This is a genomic window from Phycicoccus sp. Soil802, assembly GCF_001429605.1.
GTDB lineage: Bacteria > Actinomycetota > Actinomycetes > Actinomycetales > Dermatophilaceae > Pedococcus.
The window spans coordinates 517,214-532,499 of record NZ_LMSS01000006.1 but is presented as its reverse complement, the minus strand read 5'-3'; the positions used below and the strand labels follow the sequence as shown (position 1 = coordinate 532,499).

The following is a 15,286-nucleotide window of genomic DNA, read 5'->3' as shown; positions in this document are numbered from 1 at the left end:
CGTGGCCCGCGGGTTCAAGCGGCGCGACGGGCGGTTCGTCGCCAAGCTCGACGCGGTCGAGCGCGGGCTGGTCGTCGGCCTGATGGAACAGGTGCTCGAGCTGGTCGAGCCGGAGCCCACGGCCGGGAACGAGCTCGACGACGACGCCACGGACGGTGACGAGTTCGACCGCATCGTGGCCGGGCTGGGCGGCATCGGGATGGGCGTCTCGCTGTCTGCGGCCGACCAGGCCCCGGAGCTCTCCGGCTCCGTCCCGCAGCCGCGCGACCCCGCCCTCGAGCGCATCTTCCCGACCGCGAACCGCCAGGACGACCAGGTGGCCGCTGAGTTCCGTCGCCTCACCGAGGACGGGCTGCGGGCCCGCAAGGCGGCCAACCTGACGACGGCGATCACGGCCCTGTCGGCGCTCGAGGACCAGAAGATCTCGCTCGAGCAGCCGCAGGCCCTGGCCCTCCTCATCGCCCTGACCGACGTCCGCCTGGTGCTGGGGGAGCGACTCGGCCTGAAGCAGGACGACGACTTCGACCGGCTCGAGGAGCAGGTCTCCGGCCTCGAGGACGACGACCCGGCGGTCTACGCCCTGGCCGTCTACGACTTCCTCACCTGGCTGCAGGAGACGCTGGCGCACGCGCTGGCGCCCTGAGCGTGCTGTGTGACACACGAGACGCCGGAAGGATGAGGACGGGAGCGGGGTCGGCACCTAGCCTTGTGCCCGTGGCGGACGCACCCATCGGGATCTTCGACTCGGGCTATGGCGGGCTGACCGTCGCCCGGGCCGTCCTCGACCAGCTGCCGCACGAGTCGATCGCCTACTTCGGCGACACCGCCCGCGCGCCCTACGGACCGCGTCCCATCGCCGAGTCGCGGGAGTTCGCGCTCGAGTGCCTCGACCGGCTGGTCGACCACGGTGTGAAGGCCCTCGTCATCGCGTGCAACACCGCGAGTGCGGCGGTCCTCCACGACGCCCGGGAACGCTACGACGTCCCGGTGGTCGAGGTCATCCGGCCGGCGGTCCGTCGCGCGGCCCGCGCCACCCGCAACCACCGCGTGGGCGTCATCTCGACCCGGGGCACGCACCAGTCCGGCGCCTACGTCGACGCGTTCGCGGCGGCCCCGCACCTCGAGGTCACCAGCGTGCCCTGCCCGCGGTTCGTCGAGTTCGTGGAGTCCGGGGTCACCAGTGGCCCGGAGGTCATCGACGTCGCGAGGGACTACCTGGCCCCGCTGGTCGACCGCGACGTCGACACCCTGGTCCTCGGCTGCACGCACTACCCGCTGCTGACTGGCGCGATCTCCTACGTCATGGGCGACGGCGTCACCCTGGTGTCGTCTGCGGACGAGACCGCCAAGGACCTCTACCGGGTGCTCGCGGACCGCGACCTGCTTCGTCCCGGCCACCTGCCCCCGCCCGAGCACGGGTTCACCACGACCGGCGACGCCGAGGAGTTCCGCGCGCTGGCCCGCCGGTTCCTCGGGCCGGAGGTCGGCGACGTCTACGGCAACTCCGTGGTGCGGACGGTCGTGGTGGCTCGATGAGGCTCACCGTGGTCGGCTGTTCCGGATCGTTCGCCGGACCCGCCTCGCCCGCCTCCTCCTACCTCATCCAGGCTGACCACCTCGGGCGCACCTGGTCGATCGTCCTCGACCTCGGCAACGGCGCCCTCGGTCCGCTCCAGCGCTACGTCGACCTGGCCGCCCTCGACGCGGTGTTCATCAGCCACCTGCACCCCGACCACTGTGTCGACGTCTGCGGGCTCTACGTCACGCGCAAGTACCGCCCGAGCGGCCCGGTCGTGGGCCAGCTCCCCGTGCACGCACCGTCGGGGGCCGACGTGCGGTTCGCGCTGATGTACCACGGGCTCGAGCACGGGGGGATGACCAACGAGTTCGCCGTGCACGAGCTGGCCGACACCCAGGTGACCCGCGTCGGCCCCTTCACCGTCACGGCCTACCGGGTGAACCACCCGGTGGAGGCCTACGGCTTCCGCGTCGAGGCCGACGGCGCGGTGATCGCCTACACCGGCGACACCGACACCTGCGACGCCCTGACGCCGCTCCTGACCGGCTCCGACCTCGCGCTCACCGACAGCGCCTTCGTCGACGGGCGCGACGACACCCCGGGCATCCACCTCTCGGGTGGGCGGGCCGCCGCGGCCGCCGTCGCCGCCGGTGGGGTCCGTCGCCTCGTCCTCACCCACATCCCGCCGTGGAACGACCCCGAGGTATGCCGCGCGGAGGCCGCCGCGATCTGGTCCGGTCCGCTGGACGTGGCCGTCCAGGGCGCGACCTACGAGGTGGGCGGCCGCGCGTGAGCGGACCGCCCGAGGAACCTGACGGCACGGGCCCGGTGGTGGTCGACCGCGAGGCCGGCCTGCGGATGTACGACGACTTCCTCGCGGCCCACCCCGAGGTCCCGCGCCGCGATGACGTCGACGTGGTCTGCTGGGGTGACAACCCCGCGTACGCCGACGAGATCCTCGGCTTGATCGTCGGCGGCGCCAAGCGGGCGACCGCGACCCTGGCCGCGGGCTACCTCGCCTCGAGTGATCCGTTTCCACCCCTGGGCGCCTACTGGGTCTGCTGCGACGGGTCGGGGCGTCCCCGCGCGGTCCTGCGCACCACCGAGCTGCGGCTGGGGCCGTTCCACAGCGTCGACCCCCAGTTCGCCCGGGACGAGGGAGAGGGCGACCGGACCCTGCAGACCTGGCTCGACGGTCACCGCGCGGCCTACGAGCGGCAGTGCGCCCGCCTCGGCATCGAGTTCTCCGAGGACCTGGAGGTCTGCTTCGAGCGGTTCACGCTCGTCTGGCCGCCCGACCTCGCCGACTGACCCCGAGCGCCCTAGGCTCCGGGCATGGCCAGAGCGGCAGCCGTCCCCATCGCGTCAGGTGTCTGGCGCATCCCCCTCCTCGGGGACTTCGTCAACGGCTTCATCCTCCGTGCCGCCGACGGCCAAGTGACCCTGGTCGACATGGGCATCAAGCAGTCCGGGCCGAAGGTGATGGCCGCCCTCGCGTCGATCGGCTCCGGCCCGTCGGACGTCACGCGGCTGCTGCTGACCCACGCCCACCCCGACCACGCCGGCGGGGCCGCGCACGTGGCCGAGCAGACCGGGCGCGACTTCGGCATCCACGAGGACGACGCGCCCTATGCCGAGGCGGGGACCACCGCCCAGCGTGACCAGTCGTTCCTCATGGCCAGGATCATGACCAAGCTGATGGGCAGCAACGCGTTCCCGCCGGTCACCGTGGGGGAGCGGCTGACCGACGGGCAGGTGCTCGACGTCGCCGGCGGTCTCGAGGTCGTGCACACCCCCGGGCACTCACCCGGCCACGCGGCATACCTGCACCGCGAGTCGGGGGTGCTCATCACCGGTGACTCGATCTTCAACGTCCGCGGGCTGCGCTGGCCGATCAAGTCGTTCTGCTCGAACTTCGCCCTGACCCAGAAGACCGCGCACCGCCTCGCCGAGCTGGACTACACGACGGCGGCGTTCACCCACGGACCACACCTGGCCGACCAGCCCCGCGAGCACATCCGCCGGTTCCTCGCGACGCACCCGACGGTCGACTGAGCCGCGGGCCAGGCCCTTCAGATCAGAGTCGATCGGAGCCCATCGGAGTCGGTCAGAGTCGGGCGCGGAGCCAGTCGAGGTCGGCCTGCTGCCCCTCGAGGCCGCCACGGGTCTCGATCACGACCGGTGCACCGGCGGCCCGCACGGCACCCACCAGCTCGTCGGGGTCGATGAGTCCCTCGCCGAGGTTGGTGTGGCGGTCGGCCCCAGAGTCGAACTCGTCGCGGGAGTCGTTGCAGTGCACCAGGTCGATCCGACCCGTGATGGCCCGGATGTCGTCGGCCGCGGTGGCCAGGGGGATCCCGCCCGCGTGGGCGTGGCAGGTGTCGAGGCAGAAGCCGACGTGGGCGGACCCCTCGGCGCTGCCGATCGCGTCCCAGACCCGGGCGATCCGCTCGAGGGTGCGGGCCATGGCGTTGTCGCCGCCCGCGGTGTTCTCCAGCAGCAGCGGGATCTTGAGGTCGGTCGCCTCGATCGCCTTGCGCCAGTTGTCGATACCCTTGTCGACGTCATCGGCCTGCTCGACGTGGCCCCCGTGCACGATCAGCCCCTTGGCGCCGATGAGCGCACCGGCGTCGATGAACTGCTGCAGCAGCTTGCGGCTGGGGATGCGGATGCGGTTGTTCGTCGAGGCGACGTTGATCAGGTAGGGGGCGTGGATGTAGAGGTCGACGTCGGCGGCCTCCGCTGCAGCCCGCAACGCCTCCGGCCCGCCCTCGTAGGCGTACTCCGGACCCTTGTAGCCCTGGGGGTTGCCAAGGAAGAACTGGCTCAGCCCGGCGCCGCGCTCCTGGGCGGCGGTGACCGGGTCGGCCGAGTCGACGTGGGCGCCGAGACGAGTGGTGTCAGCCATGGCTCCCACCCTAGGCCGGGCCACCGACGCCCGATACGCCCCCGTTAGCCTTGCCGCATGACTCGCCACGACGGACGCACCCCCGACCAGACCCGCGAGGTGCGCATCACGCGCAACTGGCTCGACCACGCCGAGGGCAGCGTGCTCGTGGAGTTCGGCCGCACCCGGGTGCTGGTGGCGGCGTCGTTCACCGAGGGCGTGCCGCGCTGGCTCAAGGGCAAGGGCACCGGCTGGGTGACCTCGGAGTACGAGATGCTGCCGCGGTCGACCAACACCCGGTCGGACCGCGAGTCGCGCAAGGGCAAGGTCGGCGGGCGCACCCACGAGATCAGCCGGCTGATCGGCCGCAGCCTCCGCGCCATCATCGACACCAAGGCGCTCGGCGAGAACACCATCGTGCTCGACTGCGACGTCCTCCAGGCCGACGGCGGCACCCGCACCGCCTCGATCACCGGTGCCTACGTCGCGCTCGTCGACGCCATCGAGGATGCCCGCGCCAAGGGGCTGATCGCCAAGGACGCCCAGCCGCTGACCGGCTCGATCGCGGCGGTCTCCGTCGGCATCGTCAAGGGCGAGGCGGTCATCGACCTCGACTACCCCGAGGACTCCACGGCCGAGACCGACATGAACGTCGTCATGACCGGCGACGGCCGGTTCGTCGAGGTGCAGGGCACCGCCGAGAACGGTGCGTTCGACCGAGCCATGCTCGACCAGCTGCTCGACAAGGCCACCGTCGGCTGCGCCGACCTCACCCGCAAGCAGCAGGAGGCGCTCGCCACGACCCCGCGCGAGCGCGTGCTCTGATGTCGGCGCAGCCTGTGACGCGGGTCGTCCTGGCCACCCGCAACGACCACAAGGTCGGTGAGCTGCGCGCCATCCTCGCCGACGTGTGCGAGGAGCTCGGCCTCGAGATCGTGGGGGCGTCCGAGTTCGAGGGTGCGCCCGACGTCGTCGAGGACGAGGTGACCTTCGAGGGCAACGCCCGCCTCAAGGCCGTGGCGCTCGCCGCCCACACCGGCCTGCCGTCGCTCGCCGACGACTCCGGCCTCGCGGTCGACGTCCTGGGTGGGGCGCCCGGCATCTTCTCGGCGCGCTGGTCGGGTCGGCACGGCGACGACCAGGCCAACCTCGACCTGCTGCTCGCCCAGGTCGCCGACGTCAAGGACGAGCACCGGGCTGCGGCCTTCGTCTGCGCCGCGGTGCTCGCCCTGCCGGACGGCACGGTCCGCGCGACGGAGGGCCGGATGGCCGGGTCGCTGGCGCGCGAGGCCAAGGGCACCAACGGGTTCGGCTACGACCCGGTCCTCGTGGTCGAGGGCGACACCCGCCGCGCGGCCGAGCTCAGCCCGGACGAGAAGAACGCGATCTCGCACCGCGGCAAGGCCTTCCGTGCGATGGTCCCGCACCTGCGCGAGCTCCTCGGCTGAGCCGCTCCGCTCTTCGTGAGTGAGCGCCAAACTGCTCATCTGGTGCCCCCGTGAGTGGGTTGGCGCTCACTCGCCACGCCACCCGCCGCGTTAGAGTTGGCGACCACGCGCAAGTGGCGGAATTGGCAGACGCGCCAGCCTTAGGAGCTGGTGCCTTCGGGTGTGCGGGTTCAAGTCCCGCCTTGCGCACGTGACTGACGAAGCCCTCGAAGGGCAGGACGAGCTGCAGTACCCCGGCGCCCTCGACGTCGCGTCGTGGCGACGCGAGGTGCACGCCCTGTATGCCGCGGTGCGGGCCGAGCCGGACCCCGCCACCGCCCACGCGCTGTGGGTCGACACGCGGTCGCGGCTGTTCCACGAGCACCCCGCCTCGCCGCGCCGCGAGGGCCAGCAGCTGCGGCACGCGGCCTACGACGCGGCATACCGGTTCGTCGTCGAGGTGGAGCCGGTGGACGCCGGCGACAAGAGACCCCAGCAGGAGTGGGAGTTCCGGTCGGCCACCGACGGGATCGTGCCGTTCACCGGTGCGGGTCGGGTGACCCTCGACGGGCTCGGCACGCTCGACGTGTGGTGGCTCAACTCCTACGGCGGCGGGATCTTCCTACCGGTGCGCGACGGCTCGGCCGGCCAGGAGACCTACGGCGCCGGGCGATACCTGCTCGACACGGTCAAGGGCACCGACCTGGGGCGCGACGACGACGGCCGGTGGGTGGTCGACCTCAACTTCGCCTACAACCCGTCGTGCGTCTACGACTACCGCTGGGTCTGTCCCCTGGCGCCGGCGGCCAACCGGATCGAGCCCAGCACCCCGGTCGGCGAGCTGCTGCCGGAGGGGTACTAGCCAGCGTGTTCACCCTCATCGGGGCCGACGGAAAGCCTTGCGAGAGTGCGGTGCCCGGGACGCTGGGTGGCAACCGCCGGGGCAAGCTCTACGGACGCCTCGACTGCCCGTCCGCCCTGCGCGCCCTCCGACAGGGCGGCTACGTGAAGCACCGGGTCTTCTTCGCGGACGAGGAGACGGCCGTCGCCGCTGGGTACCGGCCCTGCGGCACCTGCCTGCGGGCCGAGTACGCAGCGTGGAAGGCAGCGGCCGCAGGTGACGCGCAGGCTGCGCTGACCGGCGCGCGAACGGCTGACCGGCGCGCCGACCTCTGACGGAGCCGGAGCCGAGGCGCCGGTCCCGGAGCAGCCCTGCTGCTGCCCCGGGACCGGCGAGGTCGGTCGGCGTCAGGGCTCCGCGGTGAGTCCCGCGACGTAGCCCGCGGCCTGCGGGCTGCCCCACCCGGTGGTGAGGTCGTAGCCCACCGTGGTCGGGAAGCCGGGCACCGCACCCGGCGTGACGAACCCGTCTGCGCCGGTCTCCCAGATCCGGTTGTCCTGCAGGACGCCGCTGGGAACGGTGCCGTAGGTGTGCGCCGTCACGTCGCTGAACGCGCTCGCCCGCGGGAAGCCGCTGGCGTAGATGGCCGCGTTGAGGTTGCCGATGCCGGCCTTGCCAGCCGCCTTGCGTGACGCGTTCGCGATGGCGGTGAGGGCTGCGACCTGCGGTGAGCTCGCCGACGTGCCTCCGAAGACACCCCACGCCGGGGGTCCCTCGATCTCGGGGAAGTAGGTGTGGAAGACGAGCACCCCACCGTTGACCGCCGCGTTCCAGGCGAGGTCCGGGACGCCGCGGTGGGTGCCGACGACGCCGGCCACGGTCGACTGGAAGGCCGGTCGCGAGTAGACGCTCGACAGGCCGCCGCCGGTGCCGATGGCGGCCCAGCTCTCGTTCCACACGGCCTGGCTGCTGCCGCCTTGGGTCCACGCCCAGTAGAGCGGGTTGCGGCTGCCGTCGTCGTTGAACGGCTTGTCCTGCGTCGGCGCCCACGTCCAGCCGGACTGCACCTGCGTGCCGCCGACCGACGTGACGTAGGGGGAGGAGTTGGGGTAGCTCACCGACGGGTGGTCGACGACCGTGCCCTGGTGGTGTGAGCGGCCCACGCCGGTCGAGCCGTCGTCCCCTGAGGAGGCGAAGAAGGTGTCGTGCTTGGCGAGCCCACGCTGGAAGGTCTGGTCGAACCGGGCGAACTGCGCCTTCGCCGAGGTTCCACCGAACGCTTCCTCACTGGTGCCGAACGACATCGAGAAGACGGTCCCGGCCGGGTACTTCGCAATGGCCCAGTCGATCGCGGTCATGAAGTTGGGCATGCCCTGCACACCCTGCGTCTCGGCCACCGGGGTGGCGACCAGTACGATGTGCGCCTTCGGGGCGATCGCGTAGGCCCACTGCACGTCGAGGTTGGCCTCACCCGCCCAGCCGTCGGCCGCCGTCGGCCCGGCGGTGCCGCTGCCGTTGCCCGTGGCGTGGCTGTAGTCGACCTTGCCCAGTGGGAAGACCGCCTCGAAGTCGGGCGTCGGTCCGTTGAAGGTCTGGGCGAAGAAGGAGACGTCGTTCGCGGCGGTGGGGCTCCCGTACGAGTCCACCAGGACGATCGTCTGACCGGCCCCGTCGGTCGTGGCCGGCGTCAGGGGCGCCAGCCCGTAGAACGCACGGATCTGGTCCGGGGTGTAGCAGTGGATGGTGGTGCTCACGCGGTTGTCCGGGGCGGGTCGCGTGCAGCTGGCCGGGTCGGCCGAGCGGGCAGCGGCGCCGGAAGCGTGGAAGGCGGACTCAGGCGCCCGCGCGGACAGCGAGGTGCCCGTGGACACCGGCGTCGTGGTGCCGGCCAGGGCGGGGGCCCCGGCGGCGAGCCCGAGACATCCGGCGACGACTGTCGCCAGACCAATTCGAAGGGTCATCGTGTGCTCCCTGGATGGAGGGGTGGGGCCTCGTGGTCCCCTGGTGACACCGTGGGTGCGGCGTCATCCGCAAGGCTCCGCCCAATGCACGAAATGCCCCATGACAATTGTCACGAGCCCGGGCCACGGGACGCGAGAGGCATCGAGCCGCCCTCGTGGGCGGCCGGCACGACGCGGCCTGCGGCGGGTCCTAGAGTCGACGTGTGAACCACCTGCTGCGCGAGGTGCTCCCGGCCCTGGGCCTCGACGAGGGGTATGCCGCGGCGCACCTCGAGCTCGCGCCCGGCGGGTCCCTGCCTTCCGAGCTCCCGGTGAACACCCTCGCCGCAGGAGCGGTCGCTGCGGCTGGACTGGCCGGCGCGGCGCTTCGTGGTGCGCAGCGGGTGCGGGTCGACCCTCGTCAGGTGTCAGTGTCGTTCCGGAACGACCAGGTGCAGACCATCGACGGTTCGCGTGAACCCGGATTCGCAGCGCTGTCAGGCTTTTTCGAGGCGAGCGACGGTTGGGTCCGCACGCACGCCAACTACCCCCACCACCGGGTGCGGCTGCTGCGGGCCCTCGGCCTGTCCGACGGCGCCATTCGCGACGACGCCACCGCGGCGATCGCCGAGCGACCGGCGCAGCACCTCGAGGACCTCGTCACCGCCGACCACGGCATCGCCGTGCGGGTGCGGACGATCGCCGAGTGGATGGCCTCTGAGCAGGCCCACGCGGTCGCGGGCCACGACGTGCTGGCGGTGCGCTCGGTCGCCCCGACGGACCCCCTGCCGGTGCTGGTCCGACCGCGCGTCCTCGACCTCACGCGGGTCCTCGCGGGCCCGGTCGCGACGCGGGCGTTGGCCCAGCTGGGGTGCGACGTGCTGCGGGTCGACAGCCCCCACCTCCCCGAGCTCGCCGCGCTCCACCTCGACACCGACTCCGGCAAGCGCTCCACCCTCGTGGACCTGCAGGACGAGCACGCCCGCCACCGCCTCCACGACCTGCTGGGGAGGGCCGACGTCCTGGTCACCGGCTACCGGCCCGGGGCGCTCGGAGCCTTCGGCCTCGACCCCGAGCGGCTCACCGAGCAGCACCCCCACCTCGTCTGCGCGACCCTCAGCGCGTGGACCCCGACTGGTCCTTGGGGCGCCCGCCGGGGCTTCGACAGCATCGTGCAGGCGGCCACCGGCATCGCCGTGCTCGAGTCGCGCGACGGGCAGGCCCCGGGCGCGCTCCCCGCCCAAGCGCTCGACCACGCGACCGGCTACCTCCTCGCGGCGGGTGTGCTCTCCGCCCTGCGCCGCCGCGCCGATGAGGGCGGCACCTGGCGGGTGGCGGCGCACCTGGCCCGCACCGCCCACTGGCTGCTGCAGACCGACGCCCTCGACGGGGCCGTCGTGCCGGTCGACGACCTGGGCCCGTGGACGGTCGGCTCCGACACGGCATACGGGCACGTCGTGCAGGCTCGCCCGGCGTTCACGCTCGACGACTCCCCGCGGGAGTTCGCCTGGGTGGGGCGCCGCTACGGCGCCGACGAGGCCGCGTGGGAGGACGCACCCCGCTAGGGCGTGGGGATGGTCCGTGGGTCGAAGCCGAACGGCAGCTCGAGCCGGTGCGCCGACATCAGCGCGTCGTCGGTCAGCACCTCCCGCGTGGTGCCGTCCGCGACCACGACGCCGTCGGAGAGGACCACCGAGCGGGGGCAGAGCTCGTAGGCGTAGGGGAGGTCGTGGGTGACCATCAGCACCGTGACGTCGAGGGACCGGATGATGTCGGCCAGCTCCCGTCGCGACGCGGGGTCGAGGTTGGACGAGGGTTCGTCGAGCACCAGGATCTCGGGCTCCATCGCGAGCACCGTGGCCACCGCGACCCGCCGACGCTGGCCGAACGACAGGTGGTGCGGCGGTCGGTCGATGAAGTCGAGCATCCCGACCTGGTCGAGGGCGGCGACCACCCGGGCCTCGAGCGCCGCGCCGCGCAGGCCGAGGTTGGCCGGACCGAACTCCACGTCGGCGCGCACGGAGGGCATGAAGAGCTGGTCGTCGGGGTCCTGGAAGACCACGCCCACCCGCCGACGCACCTCCATCAGGTTGGGCTCGGTCACCGGCAGGCCGGACACCGACACCGAGCCGGCACCGGCGGTGAGGATGCCGTTGAGGTGGAGCACGAGGGTGGTCTTGCCGGCGCCGTTGGGTCCGAGGAGGGCAACGCGTTCCCCTTGGTGCACATGGAGATTCACGCCGAACAGCGCTTGGTGTCCGTCAGGGTAGGCGTACGCGAGCCCGCGCACCTCGAGCACCGGGGTGGTCACCTGGTCACCACCACGAGCAGGGTCGCGAGCGCCGCAGCCGGGAGCATGCCGGCCACGCGCCACTGCGCGGGCGTCGCCGTTGCGGGGTGGGTCACCGGCAGCGACCCCGTGTAGCCGCGCGAGAGCATCGCCAGGTGGACCCGCTCTCCGCGCTCGTAGGAGCGGATGAACAGGGCCCCGGCGGTCGTGGCGAGCACCGGCCACGCACGGACCGACGTGGCCCGGAAGCCCCGCGACTCGCGCGCGACCTTCATCCGGGACAGCTCGCCGGTCACGACCTCGAGGTACCGGACCATGAAGCCCATGATCTGCACGAGCTGACCTGGCAGCCGCAGCCGCTCCAGGCCGGCGACGACGTGCCGCGGTTCGGTGGTGGTGGCCAGCACCAGCGAGGCCATCACCCCCAGCGTGCCCTTGGCCAGCAGGGCGAACCCGCCGACCAGCCCGTGCTCGGACAGCCGCAGCGGACCCACGTCGACCCGGGGCCCGGTCGCGACGAACGGCATCAGCAGCGCGAAGAGCACGAACGGCACCTCGACCACCATCCGCTTGGCGAAGTAGCCGAACGGCACTCGCGACGCCCGCTGGGCGACGAGGACGAGCAGGAGGTAGACGGCATACGCCGCGAAGGCGGTGCGGGGAGTCAGGACGACGGTGAGGACGAAACCCACGAGGGCGAGCAGCTTCAGGTGCGCAGGCAGGTGGTGGACCGGGGAGTGCCCGTGGAAGTGCAGGTGGTGACCGTGTCCCGCGCCCACGTCAGGCGCCGTCCCGCTCGGGGCGGCCGCCGTCGGCGCCCACGCTGACTTCCGCGTCGCTGGTGGCCGCGTCGCTGGTGGCTTGGTCGCGTCGACGCACGGCGACGAAGAGTCCGCCGGCGATGACGAACACGAGCGCGGCTCCCACGAGGCCGGCCACGCCACCGGAGACCCGGGCGTCGTCGATGCCGCGGGTCGCGTAGCCGGCGAAGGGGGAGCCGTCGCTGGCGTGCGGCGCGGCCGAACCGGCGAAGCCCTGCTCCTTCGCGACGAACTCGAGCCCGTCGGGGTGGCTGGAGGCGTAGTAGGAGACCACCCCCGCGAGGAAGAGGCACACCAGGATGCCCACCGCCATCAGGCGTCGGGTCGAGACGCGGGGTCGTGGCGCGGCTGCGGTCACGCGGACACCCCCTCGCGGATGGTCAGGGTGCGGCGCTCCAGGCTCGGGCGGGCTCCGTGGACCAGGTCGGGACGCACCACGACGATGCTCAGCACGGCCAGTGCGGTGATGACCGCCTCGCCGATCCCGATCAGGGTGTGGATCCCGACCATGGTGGTGGCGACGGTGGCGAACGGCACGTCCACCGTGCCACCCACGTCGAAGAGGAGCGAGAACGCCAGGGCGGCCGTGGGCACGGAGACCAGCGCTGCGACGGCTGCGGCGGGGACCACCCACAGTGGGCGCTTGGGCAGCACCCGGCGCAGGGCGATGAACACCAGCCAGCCGGTCCACACCCCGACCAGGCCCATCAGGGTGATGTTGGTGCCGAGCGCGGTGATCCCGCCGTCGGCCATCAGGGTGGCCTGCACCAGCAGGACCACCGTGATCGACAGCGTGGCCGTGCAGGGACCCACGAGGACCGCAGCCAGGGCGCCACCCAGCAGGTGGCCCGAGGTGCCTGCGGCGATGGGGAAGTTGAGCATCTGGGTGCTGAAGATGAACAGCGCGACGAGCCCGGCGAGCGGCGCGGTGCGGTCGTCGAGCTCGCGACGGGCTCCACGCAGGGCCAGCGCCACCCCACTGGCGGCCACGACTGCGGCGCCGATCGACGTCGGTGCGTCGAGGAATCCGTCGGGGACGTGCACGGGTCGCTCCTTGCCATGGGTGGTGCCGTCGGCTGTGGTTGTCCTGAGGTGTTCGTAGCCCGGCTGGGATAGGTTGGGAACCGCTGGTGACACCCACGTTATTGCAACTGACTCGCAATAACACCATCGTGCAACAACACCGTCCGGACGACGAGGAGCAGACAGCAGTGGCCGAGCGACTGACCACAGGCGACACCGCCCCCGACTTCACCCTGCCCGACGACCAGGGCGGCGAGGTCTCGCTGTCCGACCTGCGTGGGCGCAAGGTGATCGTGTACTTCTACCCGGCGGCGATGACCCCGGGGTGCACCACGCAGGCGTGCGACTTCAGCGACAACATCAACACCCTGCGCGGTGAGGGCTACGAGGTGCTGGGCATCTCGCCCGACAAGCCCGAGAAGCTCGCGAAGTTCCGGGAGAAGGACGGCCTGACCATCCGGTTGCTGTCCGACGCCGACAAGGCGGTCATGAACGCCTACGGCGCGTTCGGCGAGAAGAAGCTCTACGGCAAGACCGTCGAGGGCGTCCTGCGCAGCACCGTCGTGGTCGACGAGGACGGGAAGGTCTCGAACGCCTGGTACAACGTCAAGGCCACCGGGCACGTCGCCAAGCTGCGCCGTGACCTGGGGCTGGCCTGACGTCCGGCTCACCCCCGTCTCCCCGCCTGACCCAGACTCCGCCCGACCCACCGAGGAGCGCCGCATGAGCGAGAACCAGAACGGCAAGGCCTCGTCCGGGGCGAGCCGGTCCGTCGACCAGATCGAGGCCGACATCGCCGCGGCGCGCGAGCGGCTCGCGGGCACGGTCGACGAGCTGCACACCCGCACCGCGCCACAGGAGATCGCCCGACGTCAGGTGGCGTCGGCCAAGGCGAAGTTCACCGAGGCCACCCGCACCGAGTCCGGTGACCTGCGCACCGAGCGCATCGCCGCGCTGGCCGCGGCGGCCGTCGCGCTGATCGGCCTGGGGGCGATCCGCCGCCGACGCGGCTGAACGTCCCAGCGGAGGGCGCCGCGCGGCACCGTCGCGCGCCTTAAAGTCGGCCAATTGCCCGGTTCCAGCGCGCCAACCCGCGATCCTGGCTGAGAAGTCGGCCAATTGGCCGGTTCCAGCGGCCCAGCTGACAGGAAGTATGCCGCGGGGCCCAGCCGCGCGGCATACCCCGGTCGCCCGGGTGGCAGCTCAGGCGGCGACCGGCAGCCCGGCCTCGCGCCACGCGCGGAACCCGCCCACGACATCCGTGCTGCGGTGGATCCCCAGGCGCAGCAAGGCATCCGCGGCCAGCGACGAGGTGAAGCCTTCCTGGCACAGGACGAGGATGCGGGCGTCGAACGACGCGACCTCGAGGCGCGCGTCGTGCCGGGGGTCGAACCGCCACTCGAGCACGTTGCGCTCGACGACGAGGACACCGAGGTGGGGCGCCACCTCGCCCTCGACGAGGCGCTGGGCCGCAGGTCGGATGTCGACCAGGATGGCCCGCCCGTAGAGCACCTCCTGGTAGGCGGCGCGCACGCTCACCCGGTCCAGACGGCTGCGGGCGTCACCCAGCTGGTCGTCGATGCCGGCGTAGGTCGGCGCGTCCCAGCCGCGCCCGGCCGGCGGCGCACTGGTCGCGGTCGGGTCGCTGAACAGCCGGGTCTCCCAGTGGACGGAGGGTGCCGCCGTGGTGCTGGGCGCGACGGCGGTCACCACTGCTCTCCCGCCCGCTCGATCCCGGTCTGCTTCAGGCGTCCGTCGAGCAGTGCGTAGCGGGTCATCCCGCGCAGCGAGGGGGAGTAGACGTGCACGGACAGGGCCGGCCGGTCGCCGAGGTTGGCGACGTTGTGGATGTGGTGCGGACCGAACGTCCGGCCCTCGCCCTCCCAGAGGTAGCGGTCGTGGGCGGTGTTCCCCGACCAGGACTGCTCGGCGAGCTCGCCCCTGACGGTGAGGAAGGCGCCCTCCGACTGGAGGTGGTCGTGCCACCCGGTGCTGGCGCCGACGGGCCAGCTGATCAGCCAGATCTCGAGGTGGTCGGTCGCGTCGAGGCGCTGCCAGCTGCGCTCGGTGGCCTCGGGGTCGACCAGGCGGTCGAGGTCGGGGTCGGTGGCGAAGAGCCGCGCGGTGCGCAGCAGCTGGCTACGGGTGAACCGGTTGACGCCGGGAGTGCCGGCGGTGGTGATGGCGGTCATGGAACTGCTCCTGTTCAGTGGACTGGGTGTCGGAATGTGCGGCGTGGCAACACATTCGCGGACACACAGAGCCCTGGGTCAGGTGCAGGTCGAGGTGGATGCGGTGGTATGCCGCGTGGCTGGCAAGAGTGGTGCTCATGGGTTCGTCTCCGGTGCGGTGGGGCGCTCACTCAGATGGAGCGCCGGGCTGGTGCGGGGCTGGGACTCAGGCGCAGCAGCAACACCGCATGACGCCGCAGCACATGGAAGCCATGTGCGTGGCGGTCACCGCGGTGGTCGAAGACATGCCATCAGTGGAGCACGACGGGGCGGGACTCGTCCACGGAGTCGTCCAGCCGTCTCGCAG

Annotated in this window: 20 protein-coding genes and 1 tRNA gene; 13 read left to right on the top strand and 8 right to left on the bottom strand. The window is 72.1% G+C overall.

The window, feature by feature from the left end:
• Position 1: 1 nt before the first annotated feature.
• From ASG91_RS16525 to ASG91_RS16505, 5 genes are all read left to right on the top strand, one after another.
• Positions 2-643: a DUF2017 domain-containing protein gene (locus tag ASG91_RS16525; RefSeq protein WP_056923696.1), complete on the top strand. Its 642-nt coding sequence runs from the start codon at positions 2-4 to the stop codon at positions 641-643.
• A 71-nt stretch (positions 644-714) separates the two neighbouring features.
• Positions 715-1,536, top strand: a complete 822-nt coding sequence (murI, locus tag ASG91_RS16520) for a glutamate racemase (protein WP_056923829.1) — start codon at positions 715-717, stop codon at positions 1,534-1,536.
• Complete coding sequence (locus tag ASG91_RS16515; RefSeq protein WP_056923695.1) at positions 1,533-2,312, top strand: MBL fold metallo-hydrolase; 780 nt, start codon at positions 1,533-1,535, stop codon at positions 2,310-2,312. The genes murI and ASG91_RS16515 overlap by 4 nt, the downstream gene beginning before the upstream one ends.
• On the top strand, positions 2,309-2,830 hold the full coding sequence (locus tag ASG91_RS16510) for an ASCH domain-containing protein (protein WP_162257549.1): 522 nt from the start codon (positions 2,309-2,311) through the stop codon (positions 2,828-2,830). The genes ASG91_RS16515 and ASG91_RS16510 overlap by 4 nt, the downstream gene beginning before the upstream one ends.
• 24 nt (positions 2,831-2,854) lie before the next feature.
• On the top strand, positions 2,855-3,574 hold the full coding sequence (locus ASG91_RS16505) for an MBL fold metallo-hydrolase (protein WP_056923694.1): 720 nt from the start codon (positions 2,855-2,857) through the stop codon (positions 3,572-3,574).
• 52 nt (positions 3,575-3,626) lie between these two features.
• On the opposite strand, the gene ASG91_RS16500 is transcribed toward ASG91_RS16505, so the two are convergent.
• Positions 3,627-4,427, bottom strand: coding sequence for a deoxyribonuclease IV (locus tag ASG91_RS16500; RefSeq protein WP_056923693.1), 801 nt, complete (start codon positions 4,425-4,427; stop codon positions 3,627-3,629).
• 57 nt (positions 4,428-4,484) lie between these two features.
• Here ASG91_RS16500 and rph point away from each other — a divergent pair, with 57 nt between their 5' ends.
• The 5 genes from rph (at position 4,485) to ASG91_RS16475 (ending at position 7,009) form a co-directional block, all read left to right on the top strand.
• Positions 4,485-5,231 carry a ribonuclease PH gene (rph, locus tag ASG91_RS16495; protein ID WP_056923692.1) on the top strand — a complete coding sequence of 249 codons (747 nt, stop codon included), beginning with the start codon at positions 4,485-4,487 and terminating at the stop codon, positions 5,229-5,231.
• Positions 5,231-5,854 carry an RdgB/HAM1 family non-canonical purine NTP pyrophosphatase gene (rdgB, locus tag ASG91_RS16490; RefSeq protein ID WP_157606393.1) on the top strand — a complete coding sequence of 208 codons (624 nt, stop codon included), beginning with the start codon at positions 5,231-5,233 and terminating at the stop codon, positions 5,852-5,854. The genes rph and rdgB overlap by 1 nt, the downstream gene beginning before the upstream one ends.
• Before the next feature lie 107 nt (positions 5,855-5,961).
• Positions 5,962-6,043, top strand: a tRNA-Leu gene (locus ASG91_RS16485).
• Position 6,044: 1 nt separating this feature from the next.
• The gene (locus ASG91_RS16480; RefSeq protein ID WP_235545704.1) at positions 6,045-6,695 is read left to right on the top strand and encodes a DUF1684 domain-containing protein; all 651 of its coding nucleotides are present in this window, start codon (positions 6,045-6,047) and stop codon (positions 6,693-6,695) included.
• Between the two features lie 5 nt (positions 6,696-6,700).
• The gene (locus tag ASG91_RS16475) at positions 6,701-7,009 is read left to right on the top strand and encodes an Ada metal-binding domain-containing protein (protein ID WP_056923691.1); all 309 of its coding nucleotides are present in this window, start codon (positions 6,701-6,703) and stop codon (positions 7,007-7,009) included.
• Positions 7,010-7,081: 72 nt separating this feature from the next.
• On the opposite strand, the gene ASG91_RS16470 is transcribed toward ASG91_RS16475, so the two are convergent.
• A complete protein-coding gene (locus ASG91_RS16470; RefSeq protein WP_157606392.1) occupies positions 7,082-8,635 on the bottom strand; it encodes a S53 family peptidase in 1,554 nt (517 codons plus the stop codon).
• 203 nt (positions 8,636-8,838) lie between these two features.
• On the opposite strand from ASG91_RS16470, the gene ASG91_RS16465 reads away from it, so the two are divergent.
• Positions 8,839-10,179, top strand: a complete 1,341-nt coding sequence (locus ASG91_RS16465; protein ID WP_056923689.1) for a CoA transferase — start codon at positions 8,839-8,841, stop codon at positions 10,177-10,179.
• Here ASG91_RS16465 and ASG91_RS16460 read toward each other — a convergent pair.
• Genes ASG91_RS16460 through ASG91_RS21095 form a run of 4 tightly spaced genes read right to left on the bottom strand, consistent with a single transcriptional unit; the run spans position 10,176 to position 12,769 of the window.
• The gene (locus tag ASG91_RS16460) at positions 10,176-10,925 is read right to left on the bottom strand and encodes an energy-coupling factor ABC transporter ATP-binding protein (RefSeq protein WP_056923688.1); all 750 of its coding nucleotides are present in this window, start codon (positions 10,923-10,925) and stop codon (positions 10,176-10,178) included. The two genes, ASG91_RS16465 and ASG91_RS16460, sit on opposite strands and share 4 nt — an antisense overlap.
• Positions 10,922-11,683: a cobalt ECF transporter T component CbiQ gene (cbiQ, locus tag ASG91_RS16455; protein WP_056923687.1), complete on the bottom strand. Its 762-nt coding sequence runs from the start codon at positions 11,681-11,683 to the stop codon at positions 10,922-10,924. Before cbiQ ends, ASG91_RS16460 begins: the two co-directional genes overlap by 4 nt.
• A 1-nt stretch (position 11,684) precedes the next feature.
• Positions 11,685-12,083 (bottom strand): PDGLE domain-containing protein, encoded by a 399-nt coding sequence (locus tag ASG91_RS21100; RefSeq protein ID WP_235545703.1) that lies wholly within the window; start codon positions 12,081-12,083, stop codon positions 11,685-11,687.
• Positions 12,080-12,769, bottom strand: coding sequence for an energy-coupling factor ABC transporter permease (locus tag ASG91_RS21095; protein ID WP_056923686.1), 690 nt, complete (start codon positions 12,767-12,769; stop codon positions 12,080-12,082). Before ASG91_RS21095 ends, ASG91_RS21100 begins: the two co-directional genes overlap by 4 nt.
• A gap of 167 nt (positions 12,770-12,936) precedes the next feature.
• On the opposite strand from ASG91_RS21095, the gene bcp reads away from it, so the two are divergent.
• Together bcp and ASG91_RS16435 are read left to right on the top strand one after the other, a co-directional pair.
• Positions 12,937-13,407 (top strand): thioredoxin-dependent thiol peroxidase, encoded by a 471-nt coding sequence (bcp, locus tag ASG91_RS16440; RefSeq protein ID WP_056923685.1) that lies wholly within the window; start codon positions 12,937-12,939, stop codon positions 13,405-13,407.
• A 64-nt stretch (positions 13,408-13,471) separates the two neighbouring features.
• Positions 13,472-13,762 (top strand): DUF3618 domain-containing protein, encoded by a 291-nt coding sequence (locus tag ASG91_RS16435; protein WP_056923825.1) that lies wholly within the window; start codon positions 13,472-13,474, stop codon positions 13,760-13,762.
• A 189-nt stretch (positions 13,763-13,951) separates the two neighbouring features.
• Here the strand turns inward: ASG91_RS16435 and ASG91_RS16430 are convergent, their stop codons facing one another.
• Together ASG91_RS16430 and ASG91_RS16425 are read right to left on the bottom strand one after the other, a co-directional pair.
• Entirely contained in the window at positions 13,952-14,458 is a 507-nt protein-coding gene (locus tag ASG91_RS16430; protein WP_235545702.1) for a rhodanese-like domain-containing protein, read from the bottom strand.
• The gene (locus tag ASG91_RS16425; protein WP_056923684.1) at positions 14,455-14,940 is read right to left on the bottom strand and encodes a cysteine dioxygenase family protein; all 486 of its coding nucleotides are present in this window, start codon (positions 14,938-14,940) and stop codon (positions 14,455-14,457) included. Before ASG91_RS16425 ends, ASG91_RS16430 begins: the two co-directional genes overlap by 4 nt.
• Positions 14,941-15,286: the final 346 nt, after the last annotated feature.

Bases quoted from the DNA above. Each gene is read 5' to 3' on its own strand.
- ASG91_RS16515 (WP_056923695.1), top strand. From the start codon at position 1,533: ATGAGGCTCACCGTGGTCGGCTGTTCCGGATCGTTCGCCGGACCCGCC.
- ASG91_RS16500 (WP_056923693.1), bottom strand. From the start codon at position 4,427: ATGGCTGACACCACTCGTCTCGGCGCCCACGTCGACTCGGCCGACCCG.
- ASG91_RS16505 (WP_056923694.1), top strand. From the start codon at position 2,855: ATGGCCAGAGCGGCAGCCGTCCCCATCGCGTCAGGTGTCTGGCGCATC.
- rdgB (WP_157606393.1), top strand. From the start codon at position 5,231: ATGTCGGCGCAGCCTGTGACGCGGGTCGTCCTGGCCACCCGCAACGAC.
- ASG91_RS16435 (WP_056923825.1), top strand. From the start codon at position 13,472: ATGAGCGAGAACCAGAACGGCAAGGCCTCGTCCGGGGCGAGCCGGTCC.
- ASG91_RS16425 (WP_056923684.1), bottom strand. From the start codon at position 14,940: ATGACCGCCATCACCACCGCCGGCACTCCCGGCGTCAACCGGTTCACC.
- ASG91_RS16470 (WP_157606392.1), bottom strand. From the start codon at position 8,635: ATGACCCTTCGAATTGGTCTGGCGACAGTCGTCGCCGGATGTCTCGGG.
- rph (WP_056923692.1), top strand. From the start codon at position 4,485: ATGACTCGCCACGACGGACGCACCCCCGACCAGACCCGCGAGGTGCGC.